At 59.0% G+C, this 11809-nt stretch carries 8 protein-coding genes; 4 read left to right on the top strand and 4 right to left on the bottom strand.

Translation table 11 applies throughout. From position 1 onward, the window contains the following. Positions 1-92: 92 nt before the first annotated feature. From B5525_RS38565 to B5525_RS38550, 4 genes are all read right to left on the bottom strand, one after another. Positions 93-1721: a sugar ABC transporter substrate-binding protein gene (locus B5525_RS38565; protein WP_425305344.1), complete on the bottom strand. Its 1629-nt coding sequence runs from the start codon at positions 1719-1721 to the stop codon at positions 93-95. A gap of 337 nt (positions 1722-2058) precedes the next feature. Beyond that, on the bottom strand, positions 2059-2514 hold the full coding sequence (locus tag B5525_RS38560) for an RbsD/FucU family protein (protein WP_079571339.1): 456 nt from the start codon (positions 2512-2514) through the stop codon (positions 2059-2061). Between the two features lie 2204 nt (positions 2515-4718). Beyond that, complete coding sequence (locus B5525_RS38555) at positions 4719-5360, bottom strand: TerC family protein (RefSeq protein WP_079571338.1); 642 nt, start codon at positions 5358-5360, stop codon at positions 4719-4721. A 194-nt stretch (positions 5361-5554) separates the two neighbouring features. Next, positions 5555-5890, bottom strand: a complete 336-nt coding sequence (locus tag B5525_RS38550) for a hypothetical protein (RefSeq protein WP_244567726.1) — start codon at positions 5888-5890, stop codon at positions 5555-5557. An 890-nt stretch (positions 5891-6780) separates the two neighbouring features. On the opposite strand from B5525_RS38550, the gene B5525_RS38545 reads away from it, so the two are divergent. From B5525_RS38545 to B5525_RS38530, 4 genes are all read left to right on the top strand, one after another. Continuing rightward, complete coding sequence (locus B5525_RS38545; RefSeq protein ID WP_079571336.1) at positions 6781-8070, top strand: hemolysin family protein; 1290 nt, start codon at positions 6781-6783, stop codon at positions 8068-8070. A 342-nt stretch (positions 8071-8412) separates the two neighbouring features. Then, complete coding sequence (locus B5525_RS38540; RefSeq protein WP_172900059.1) at positions 8413-9669, top strand: tetratricopeptide repeat protein; 1257 nt, start codon at positions 8413-8415, stop codon at positions 9667-9669. A gap of 703 nt (positions 9670-10372) precedes the next feature. After that, a complete protein-coding gene (locus tag B5525_RS38535; RefSeq protein WP_079571331.1) occupies positions 10373-10657 on the top strand; it encodes a hypothetical protein in 285 nt (94 codons plus the stop codon). Between the two features lie 125 nt (positions 10658-10782). Beyond that, positions 10783-11805 (top strand): ABC transporter permease, encoded by a 1023-nt coding sequence (locus tag B5525_RS38530; protein WP_079571329.1) that lies wholly within the window; start codon positions 10783-10785, stop codon positions 11803-11805. Positions 11806-11809 lie beyond the last annotated feature (4 nt).

Here is an 11809-nt window from a genome sequence, read left to right as displayed (position 1 = left end):
TTGACCCGGTTGCCAGGGAAAGCCTCGGCTGGCGCCGCGAGCGGCGCCTGCCGAGGACCCGTTGATCCGCCGGACCGGGTCTGGAGGGGAAATTACACCGTCCCGAGCGACGCCTTGTAGAGCGCGATCTGCTTCTCTCGGCCGATTTGGTCGGTCAGCTTTTCCCACGCGGCTGCGATGTTATTGGCGCCGGTCTGCGCGTCGTACCGGCCGGCGAAGATCTTGGTCAGCTCGTCTTCCGCGATGCTGTAGTACTGGAAAATACCGGGAATGCGCGGCTCGACGGCACGGTTCGGGTGATTATACGAGCCAAATTGCGAGTTCAGATAAGACGTGATGTATTTCTTGTCGTAGCCCGCGGCCACCCATTCGTCGATGTTGGAATGGCTGGTCCGGTGAACCTGGAAGCCAGACGGATACATCACGGTCCAGAGCGACAGATCCTTGCCGCCGACATGCGCGGCCGCGCTCCACGCCGCCTTGTGCTTGCGTTCGTCGCCGGCAACTCTTGCCATGACGTAAATGCCCCAACCGAGATAGGCACAATTGGGTGCATGGTTCGGACCGCTTGCGAGCTTTTCCCATTTGCCCGTCTTGGAATTGTAGACGTCGTCCGATCCGGGCAGGATGTCGAAGCCTACGACGTCGCCGACGACGGAAGTGTCGCTCGCTTTCGCCACCTGGCCGATATCGCCCCACCAGGGGATCATCGAGCCGATGCCGGCCAAAAATTGCTGGAAGCCGGTGGTGTTCGGATCGGCGTTCAGCTGATCGGCCGGCTCGAACGGCAGCGCGTCGATGACGTCCTGAATGGCGCGAACCCAAGCCGGATTGTTGATGCGTGGCTTCATCGTGTCGACATCGAACAGCCAGGCCTTGTCGTCCGGATGCTTCGCGTAAGCCGTGGCGCGGCTGCCGAGGAAATAGAAGCCGAACCCACCCCAGGGTTTTGGCGCGTCGAGGTAGCCGACCGCATTCTGGCCTTTGAATTTCTTGCCCTTGAGGAACTTGGTCACGGCCTGGACCTGCTGCCAGGTTTTCGGCACGCCCCAGTCGCCCTGGTTGCCAGCGTCCTTCCAGGCCTTGGCCAGATTGGCGTCGGAGAAAACGTCGGTCCTGTAATTGAAGTTGTGGCAGTCGCCGTCGATGGTGACCCGGTAGGTCTTGCCGTTCCAGGTGCCGACCGGCGGCTTCAAATAGTCCACATAATCATTGATATCGATCTGCTTCTTGACCCAGTCCGGCATCTCCGACGCCAGGCCCTTGCCGCACACATCGCCTTCGAACGGAGCACCCATTTCGAGGATGTCGAAGTCGACCGTGCCGGTCGCGATCGCTTGTTGCAGTCGTGGATTGTAATCAGCCTGAGCGAGGTCGATCCAGGAAATTTTTGCACCCGTATAGGCCTCCCACGGTTTCAGGAAACCGCGAAACAGCAAATTGTGTAGATTCTGGTTGTTCAATCCCATGAAGGAGAGTTCGACGCCCTTGAATTCGCCCTCCTTGACGTTCGCCTTGGTCGGGCCGAGGCAAAGCTCGCCGACCTTTTGCCAATCGGCGTCGGTTGGAGCGCCTTTGCCCACGCCTGGAATCTGCAAGATCCGCGCACGCAGATCATCTTGTGCCAGCGCACGCTCGGAAAACGCGCCGAGAGCGCCGGCCGAACCGAGGGCCGCCGCGCTGGCCACTCCCTTGAGGACCGTACGCCGGTTCGGTCGCATTCGCAGATGCTGATCGTACTCTTGCTGTTTCACCACGAAACCTCCCTTTGTTTTCTTGATGCTGCGTTTTGGTTGCCTGAGCACCATCATTCTAGCGGATAGAATTTCGGGGGACTCATGTGTCCTCCGCTCTTACTGGCGACATCCGGACAGGTGGTGACAGAGGCCTGTTCGAGTATGCAACAGCCTTGATCAATGTCAACGAAACCGCGGGCAGCGTGGTACCCGCGCATTGAACTCTCGCGGCGGGAGATCATTCTCAGCGGGAAGGAGCGCCGCGCGGCACGCGCATGCCGCGCCGCAATATCGGCGTGCGGCGCTTGTTGATCCCGTAGCGTTAGGCTGCGTCGGGCCCAATCACTCCCTTCTTGAACACGAAGCAGCCGTAGAAGCGCCGTTCGCCGGTCTGGATCACGCAATAGGATTTCTTCGCAAGTTCGTAGAAGGCAAATCGCTCGATCGAGCCCATCGGCAAATGGCCGCCCTGCGCAGCGTCGATCTCATGCTGCACCTCGATCTGCACCACAGGGACCTCGTCGGGTTCGCCGACGATTTGCATCCGCAAAGCCGGCTTGTCGACAAAGGAATCCAGCGGCAGCACTGAAAGGATCGCGCGGGCCGCCCGGCCGGCCGTTACGTTATCGATCCGCAGCAGCCGCCCCAGCACGCTCTGACGGGCGACCGCGTCGGCAGGAAAATTCGCGTCGCAGATGACGAGGTCGTCGCCATGGCCCATCGCCCGCAACGCGTAAAGGACGTCCGCATTCAACATTGGATCAATCGACTTCAGCATGCTGCGCCTCTCTTGAATTCGACAGACCTTTTTTGGGCGACCGACTGTCTGGTCCGACCGATGCAGCCGCCTCCTTCAATATCCATTATAGAACATCGATTGAGCGAGGGGGAGAAGCATGCATTATGAATAATGCTGCAGTATTCGATCCGAAGGGCAATCAAGCAATGCCCGCCGGTCCTCCATGAACGGTTTTTGAAGTGGTTATGGGAGCGACCGCCGGGGAAGACCGGAAGTGAGCGGCGCAAGGGCAAAGTGACCGCGTTTGACCCTGAGCTGACTTCAACTACGTGGCAACTTTTGTTCACATGTGCTAGCCTGTGCTGGGACAAGATGCTTCAATGGTTTGTACGAGGATAGGGACAATGAATAGAGCAATGATGCTAATCGTAGCTTGTGCTTTGGCAGGCCCGTCGATTGCTTTTGCGCAGACCGCTGATACGAAATCTACGCCGATCAGCGATGTTCGGAAAATTCCACCGACAATTGTTTTCCCCAAGGGCGATTTCATTTTGAGACAAGACTTAGTTGATCCAAATAACCCGAACAACCTGCGATCAGATTGGCCCAGGCCAAGTGGTCTACCGGGACCGGGCCATTGAAGACCAGCACGGTTTCGCAGATGGCTGTGTGGTAATGGTGTCCACATTTTGCACCCATCTACGTCCGTCTTTGGCAGTGCGCCCCGAAGGCGCGGATCACTAGTGGAGGAAGATTCCACCCAGAGAGTTGTCGATTGATCTGGTAGCTGACGAGCGGTTCGGCCGGGTAACCGGCAGGGCTGGAGCCTCGTGACAAAGGCCGCTTTTAGGCGGTTGAGCAATCCGGCGGGCCGTAACGTGAGTGAAGCCTGAGCAGGCCTCGAAAGTGACAATGCGGATGCCGACCCTCCTGCCATTTGGGGAAGGCTGTATGAGCGGGGAAGCAATCGACACGCGCACCCGCTCGATCCGCCGGGGTAGTGGGCACGGCACGTCGGAAAGGTGGTTCGGGTAATCGGGGGAGACCCGTCAAGGGTGAGGGTAGCGGCCTCAACGTCGCGAAAGGCGGCGGCCATGGCGGGAGTCGGACGGGGTCGTATGACCGTTGAAGCCGGGTAATGCTGGCTGAGGAAAGGGCCCCGACTTCTGGTGCGCTTTCGAAGATGGCGAGGTCGTGGTGATTGGCGATGAGCCTGCAAACACCATTATCGACAGGCGCCGCCGGAGATTGCTGTGTCGAGGGGCGAAGGAGAGTTACTCACTGCGCGGAAGCCGCGTGCGGTTAGTTTGCTCTCCGTGTGCCTCACGGTGAAGCCAGTCGGAGAGCCGGATGCCTTAATCGGGCACGTCCGGTTCGATGAGCGTTGCGCCTTGCAAGCGCGTTGAAGTCTGCAGTCTGCAATGACGGCCGCGGCAAAGCCTAGCGAGCAGCCGCGAACCGAGTCTTGCGTGACGTCCGGTAACGGCCGTTGCGAAGCGTAGACAGGGAGGTTGTAGGCCGGAATGAAGTGAACGGGAATATAGCCCCGAAATCGAACGTGATCGGAGTAGCCGACCCCGTCGCTCAAAGGGGAAGGCGGAATCGCAGACCGCGTCAACGCGAGCGGTCTGAGGTGCTCCCGAGGTTCGGTACCGCCAGCATGCAACCAAAGGAAGCAACGTGAACAAGGGAGATCCATTCGGTTCAAACGCAAGTTTGTAGGGCCCGACAAGCCGACAAGGTGAGGGAGGCCTGATGACCGAGTGGAAGTCAGACTGACTGGTAGTACTCCGAGGACGGGAGAGCCGGCCACATGGGGAAGCGGTCAGCGGTAGTTGAATTGTTCTTGGGCGACATGGGCTCCATTCAACGGGAGTTACGGCCTTCTACTCAGTGAGAAGATCAGCTGACCATGGAAACGAAACTTGAACAGATAGCAGTGAAAGCTGTGAACCAACTGGTGCGGGAAATCCGCACGCCACGTTCTGTGGGAGCCGGAGGCGGGTGACCGCCTCCGGCGACCCGGTGGGATGGGAAACGGAGCGTTGCCGAATGGCCCAAGCTACCGCGCCCATCCTCGACTCTACCCTTTGAGACGTGCCGCCGCTTAAGTTGGATGTCGGTTTTCAGGGGTAAAGCGGAAGTAGCGCGGACGTCGCCGATATGACGCGATTGACCCAAGGCGGAAGTGGCGCCTTTTTACGATGTCCGCTACCGCCGCAGGAAACGACGCGGTGGTATGTTCATGTCGACGCAGCCTTTATGATATCCAATGTTCCGCGAAGCATCATCTCAACTGCGACGTAGAGAATGACGGCCAGACCAACGTAAGCAATCCATCGATGATTTTGCAGAAGGCGCGCAATGAGGGAAGCGGCCACGCCCATCATCGCAATAGAAAGCCCCAGGCCGAAAATCATGACCACTGGATGCTCGCGTGCCGCCCCTGCGACGGCCAAGACATTGTCGAGCGACATGGAAACGTCAGCCACGATAATCTGCCAACTCGCTTGGACGAGTGTTTTGCGGGGCTTGTCTTCGCCATATGTTCCTGCGACTGCTCCAGTAGCCTCCTTCGCTTCTATGGCCACTGCCGAGGACGCGCGCAACTCCCGCCACATTTTCCAGCAAACCCACAACAACAGAATCCCGCCCGCGAGTAGCAGGCCGACGATCTGCAGAATTTGCCTCGCCAGCCCGGCGAACAGAATGCGCAAGATCGTCGCGGCGACGATGCCGATCAGAATCGCCTTGCCTTGTTGCGCCTGAGGCAGGCCCGCAGCAGCAAGGCCGATGACGATGGCGTTATCGCCAGAGAGCATGAGGTTGATCAGAACGATCTCAAATAATGTAGTCAGGACATCTGTGCTGAGAAATTCAAACACGGGTCACGCTCCCCTTCTTGCCGGGAGAATGGCCCCTCTTTCGGCGCGGATTTTTTGGCAATGTGTGTAATGGGGTTCACCGATACGTGCCCCAATCCCGTGCCGCATATCAAGACAGGGCCACTCCAACTTAACTCCAGTCCGACATCGCAGCCTAATGGCTGCCAGAGGGGCCCGGCCTGGTGGCTATCTCCCTACAGCGGTGTATCCGGATGATGTTCGAACAGTTGCTCGAAAAGCCGTACCACTTGATCCGGCTCGCTAAAAATCGCCGCTGTGCAACCCATCATGGTGAATGCGCCGGCAATATCCCATAACGTTACATTTTTCGAATTTCTGGGAGCGTGGATTGCGCGGGCCATTATGGCGGCGATCGCTGCATCCGAGAAAAGCAGAATGCTGAACGCAGGCAGGACGAATCCGGGTTCCAGCAAGCGGATCATCAGGAATGCGGGGGCCGCGATCAACACGCTCAACAACGTGAGTATGCCGAGAGATTCCAGCGAAGGAACATTTCTCTTAGCTTGCATTATAAGCAATCATTTTGTTCCCCTGGCATAAGGGCATCTTAACCGATGCCGGCGCCGTTAATTTACTGAACAAACTTCTTCCTACACGAAAATCTCAATGTGTCGAAAGGACCTGCCTCTGCGAGCAAAAATGCAATGCTACGTTTCGTCGCGCGCGCTTTGATCGCGCGGCAACATGACTTGTGCCGTACCGGTGGTGAGGCCGCTACCGTATATCGAGCGAAGGTAGATTGCGGTCGCCGCGCAGCAAGTTGGCCGGACCGAGAACGTGAGCGGTCTTGACCTAAAACCCGGTATGCTTGTCGAAACTGCTATTGGCACGAACCCGACCAAGCGGGCCGACCTGATGACGTCCGTTCCTCGGGGTAACCCGGAAATGGCATTTCGGGGCCGTCAGGACCGTTTTTGACCCTAAGCGACATTCAATGCTCGCCGTCAAGGACGTCTCACGCCCCATCGAGGGAGCTGTCTCGCCCTGACAAGTGGCTGATAAAGGGGGGGCAGCGCGCCGCTCCGGTGGTTGTCTCTGAGGGACCGGCGGCTGGCGGTGGGGTCCGGTCTAGTGCCGTCGATCCCGGTATTCCGCTCGGTCCGGGATTATGCGGAACATGCGTAGTGCTCCACGGTCCCCACGTGAGGATAGCAACCGCCAGAATGAATGCTACAGCGATAACGGCGAACGTTCGAAAGCTCTTCAGGCCTTCCCGATCCTGACTATCCCGCATGCGGCTCTCCTCGTGATGGTTCCTTTGCGTGCTCATGGCAGGACATTACATATGCTGCGGCGCTCGTGTGGCGGCGGGTCTTTCCATGCTATGGAACGCCGCGCGCGAATCCCGCGGCGAGTGGGTGGCAGCTGTACGGCTGCGCGCCCAGAAGAAGGTTCAAGCGTGTTATATCTAGAACTCGGGATCGTCACGATCCTGATTGTCCTCAATGGCCTACTCGCCATGTCGGAGTTGGCTATCGTATCGTCGCGTCCGGCTAGGCTGGCCGGTCTTGTCGAAAAGGGCGTCAAAGGGTCCCGCCGCGCCCTCGCACTTGCATCCAATCCCGGCAAATTCCTGTCCACGGTTCAAATAGGCATCACGTTGATCGGCGTGCTATCCGGCGCTTTCTCCGGCGCTACGTTAGGGCTGCGTCTTGCATCTTGGTTGAGCGAGGCCGGATTGTCGCCCAGCGTCGCAGAGACGATCGGGGTAGGCGTTGTCGTGACCGTCATCACCTATGCCTCATTAATTATCGGCGAGCTTGTTCCAAAGCAGATTGCGCTACGCTATCCCGAGGCCGTGGCCGTCAGGGTTGCGCCGGCAATGGTGATGCTGGCCAAGTCATCGTTGCCTCTGGTCTGGCTATTGGATCGTTCCGGCAAGGCGCTGCTGTGGCTGCTAGGCCAGCGTGGCGAAGCGGAAGACAAGGTCAGCGAAGATGAAATTCGCTCGCTTGTTGTCGAGGCCGAAAATGCCGGTGTGCTGGAGCCGGGAGAAAAAGAGATGATCGCTGGCGTGATGCGATTGGGTGATCTTCCGGTGGGAGCCGTCATGACGCCTCGCCATGAAGTAAGCATGATCGATCTGGCCGATCCGGCTCCGGTGATCTACCGGACTTTGCTTCATAGCAATCACTCACGTTTTGCGGTTTTCGAAGGCAATCAGGAACATGCCCTTGGAATTGTGCAAGCCAAAGATATGCTCGATGCCTATTTAGCCGCACAGACGCCTGACATTCGGCAGCTAATTCGGGAAGCTCCCATCATTCCTGAGTCCCTCGATGCGCGAGACGTCGTCGCGATCTTGCGGGACTCGCCTGTGCATATGGGCCTTGTCTATGACGAGTATGGCGTTTTTCAAGGTGTCGTGACGAGCGCGGATATTCTGGAGGCGATCGTCGGCGCTTTTCACACCGCGGAAGGGCCAGCGGAGCCTGCCTTCGTAAAGCGCGATGATGCGTCTTATCTGATCTCGGGTTGGGTGCCCGCGGTCGAATTTGCAGAACTGCTCGGCATCCCGCTTCCTACTTCGCGCCCGTATCAAACCTTCGCGGGATTTTTGCTTCAAGAGTTCGGAGCCATTCCGAATGTGGGCGATAAAATTGAAGTCAAGGGCTGGCGTTTTGAGATTGTCGACCTGGATGGCAGACGAATTGACAAAGTCTTGGCAAGTCGAGTGAACGTCTCATGAATGTCAGAGCGGTGCGAGGGTCAACGCGCGTTCTTTGCTGGTGATTGGGTTCTTCAAAACGGCCGCCGGCCGCTCGCCGCTTCACGGCTTTTCGCCCGTGCTTGATCGAATAGAGTTGCTATTTGCTGCGGTGCATGAGTCCGGAAGTGGCACCGAACGGACATGCCGACCCTATTGAGCGATGTCCGTTGTTGGGGCCAAAGCGAAAAACACTCGCAGCGAGTATTTCGCCTTTGGACCCATATCAGACCTGGGTTGGCGATGGCAGAATGTCTGCCGTTGGGGCCAAAGTCATCACGCCCGTACGTGTCGCGTCGGAGCGCAAGGCGGAGGGGGAACAGCATGGCAGCGCGCGGATCAGGTGGACTGCTTCTTTGCCTGGGTTTCCTGCTTGCGATGCCGGTGCTGGCCGCCACGCCGGCCGACCGGGGCGAGTGCGCCGCCAGCGCCGACAAGCCCGACGTCGGGGGCGCGCCCTGCAGCCGCATCATCGACGATGCAAGCGAGCAGGTGGCAGAACGCGTCAAGGCCTTCAAGAACCGGGGCCGCGGCTTCTTCAACGGGAAGGATTACGACCGCGCGATTGCCGACTACGGCGAGGCCATCAAGCTCAGCCCGAAGGACGCCTGGGCCTTTGCGCACCGGTGCGAGGCTTACGAGAGCAAAGAGGACCACGACGCGGCCATTGCGGATTGCACCGAGGCGATCAAGATTGATCCGAAATATGGCTGGGCCTACAACAACCGTGGCGTCGCCTACTACGGCCTGCATGAATACGACGCTGCGCTGGCCGACCACGCCGAGGCGATCAGGGTCGATTCCAGGGACGTCTGGGCCTATGCCCGCCGCGGCATGGCGTGGACGGAAAAGGGCGAATTCGACCAGGCGATCGCCGATCTCACCGAGGCGGTCACGATCGATCCGAAATACGCCTTTGGTTTCGGCCAAAGGGGTCAGGCGCTCTTCAGGAAGAGGTTGATCACGAAGAAAGGCGGATGGGAGCCCGCCATCGCCGACTACATCGAGGCCATCAAGCTCGATCCAAACCTGCTTTGGCTGTACAGCTCGCGTGGCGTTGCCTACAGCAACAACCGTCAATACGACCTCGCCGTTACCGATTGCAGCGAGGTCGTCAGGCGCGAACCCAAAAATGCCGCCGGGTACAATTGCCGCGGCGTGGCGCTCGAAGGCTTTAAGGACTATCGCCACGCGATCGCCGATTATGATCAGTCGATCGGCATCGATCCAAGGAACGGCGTGGCGTATTGGAATCGCGGCAATGCCTATATGGCGCTGCGCAAGATCGATGACGCGATCGCCGACTATGACCAGGCGATCGCGATCAACCCCAAGGACTTCAACGCTTTCAACTCCCGCGGCAAAGCCTGGGTCGCAAAGGGTGACAGCAACCGCGCGGTTACGGATTTCACGCAAGCGATCCAGTTCGGTCCGTCCTATGTCGAGGCCTACAACAACCGCGGCCTCTCCAATGAAGTGCTGGGCCGCCGCACTGATGCGATCGCCGATTTCCGCAAGGCGCAATCGATCGACCCGGCCGACCCGGTCAGCAAGCAACAGCTCCGCGTGTTCGGTTTCTGACCGCGTGCCGATCAAATTCCGCCCAAAGAGCGGACCCGCGATCCGACTCGTCCGTGCTGCGTTGCTTTTGAGACACCGATCGACGACTGGCCGTCTCGATGTCTGCTCTTGAGCGCATCTCGGACGAGATTTGCTCACCCTGAATTCTTCCGGGTTTGGCACGTTTGAGACATGCCGGGGCGGTCCGCCGACGTCCGTTGCTCGGGGTAGATTGAAAGTGGCGTTTCTTGACTGTCAGGACCGGTTTTGGCCCCCAGCGGACATGCCGACCCTTCCGATTGGTGTCTGCTTCCGAGGGCAGACGGAGATGGCGAATAAACTGCCCCTTCCGCCAATTGACCATAGCCAGAAATTTTTGAACGCCGGCGCGGCCGACTAGGTTCGAAAATTGCTAGCACGCAACAAATTCCGCACCTCGTGAACATAAAACATTGACGCGGTGAATTTTCTCTGCGTTTAGATCATGACATTCGTCGCGGGTAAAATTGCCTGCACTCTTGAGGACCATGATGCGCAACGCTCGCACACACATCGCAAAGACTGCCGTCCGCGTCCGGCCGCTTATTCGGCTGGCCGATTGGTCGTGCATGTCCGTGATGACACGGGGTCCGAATGTTCAGCTCGAAGCGGGGCTGATCCGCAAAGCAAGAGTGTAACTCCCGGCGCAGGGGCGCTCCCTCCGCCGAATCGGCAGGAGGGCAAGATGAACGCCCACAACGACGTCAAGAGACCACCCGATCAGAGCTTGGACGCGAGACTTGTGCTGGCAGCGGCCCAACTGCGAGTTGCCGCGCGGGTTGATTTTCTCGTGGCTCGCTGGCTCGAGCGCTGTGCCACGAACGCCGAGGTCGCACAGCGGTGGTTGAAGACCGATCGGAAGCCCACATGTGAGTTCGGGATGGATTCTCGCCGCGGCCATGAGTTGGCGCACCTCAATATGGAAAAAGACCGTGGATCTGAGCCGAAGAGCGCGGGCGAACGAGCGTAATTGACAGCTTGTCGCCAAGTCCTTAGCCTATTTGTTAGAGAATTGGGCAAACCCGATCGAGTGTCGCAGGGCAGTCCTTCCGGATATCGGATGGACAACGAAAAAAATGGGGAGGAGCAATCGCCATGGCGAGTGATGCTTCGGCCGTGGAACCTGGTAGTTCATCGGGCGGTCTGCTGGCGCAATTTCTGAAGAAGCCGTCGCAGGAACAGATCGTGCTGCTCATCACGATCGCGCTGCTCATCCTGTTCAGCCTGACCCTGCCGGGCTTCTCGAGCGTCGCCAATCTGTTGAACCTGATGCGCAGCATCTCCATTCTCGGGATCCTCGGTCTCGGCATGGGCCTGATCGTGATCAGCCGCGGCATCGACCTCAGCGAGGTCGCCATCATGGCGGGTTCCTGGGCAGTTGGGCTGATCGAGATGCAGATGGGTATGCCGATCTTCTGGGCGTCGGTTCTGGCGCTCGCTGTCGCGCTGTCGATCGGCGCCATAAACGGCATTATGGTGGCGTTCGTCGAGGCGCCTGCGCTGTTCGTCACGCTGGCTGCCGGTTCGGTGATCTACGGCGGCGCCTTCTGGTTCGCGCCGGTCTGGGTAGTCTATGCGCCGCCGACTGCGCATTCGCTGCTCTTCCTCGGCGCCGGACATCTCTATGGCGTGCCGATGCCGATCTTCGTCTTTGCGCTTTGCGCGCTGATTGTTCATCTCTTCCTGTCGCACACCTCGACCGGCCGCTTCATCTACTCCCAGGGCGACAATCCGGAGGCAGCCAGGCTGACGGGAATCGCGCTCCGCCCGCTGACCGTCCTCGAATACATGATCGTGGCCTTCCTGGCCTGGATCGCCGGGCTGATCTGGGTCGGCACCACCGGCAGCATCCAGATGGCGGTGGTACAGGGCACCTATGTCTTCGACGTCATCCTCGTGGTCGTGCTCGGAGGCATCAGCCTGATTGGCGGCCGCGGCAGCGTGTTTAGCGTGGTGGTCGGCTGCGCACTGATCGGCACCTTGCTCAATGCCTTCACCATCATGGACGTGAACAGCGAAGTGCAGAACATCATCCGCGGGGTGGTTCTGCTCGCCGCCATCATTCTGGACAATTGGCTGCATCCGCGGGACGAGGAGACCGCGCGGCAGGGCGATTGACGCC

Origin of the sequence: Bradyrhizobium erythrophlei (assembly GCF_900129505.1) — a bacterium.
GTDB classification, from domain to species: domain Bacteria; phylum Pseudomonadota; class Alphaproteobacteria; order Rhizobiales; family Xanthobacteraceae; genus Bradyrhizobium; species Bradyrhizobium erythrophlei_D.
This window is presented reverse-complemented; position numbering and strand designations above follow the sequence as displayed.

What these genes read in the sequence shown, in the direction of transcription:
- B5525_RS38540 (WP_172900059.1), top strand. Translation starts at nt 8,413, where the DNA reads ATGGCAGCGCGCGGATCAGGTGGACTGCTTCTTTGCCTGGGTTTCCTG.
- B5525_RS38535 (WP_079571331.1), top strand. Translation starts at nt 10,373, where the DNA reads ATGAACGCCCACAACGACGTCAAGAGACCACCCGATCAGAGCTTGGAC.
- B5525_RS38530 (WP_079571329.1), top strand. Translation starts at nt 10,783, where the DNA reads ATGGCGAGTGATGCTTCGGCCGTGGAACCTGGTAGTTCATCGGGCGGT.
- B5525_RS38550 (WP_244567726.1), bottom strand. Translation starts at nt 5,890, where the DNA reads ATGCAAGCTAAGAGAAATGTTCCTTCGCTGGAATCTCTCGGCATACTC.
- B5525_RS38560 (WP_079571339.1), bottom strand. Translation starts at nt 2,514, where the DNA reads ATGCTGAAGTCGATTGATCCAATGTTGAATGCGGACGTCCTTTACGCG.
- B5525_RS38565 (WP_425305344.1), bottom strand. Translation starts at nt 1,721, where the DNA reads ATGCGACCGAACCGGCGTACGGTCCTCAAGGGAGTGGCCAGCGCGGCG.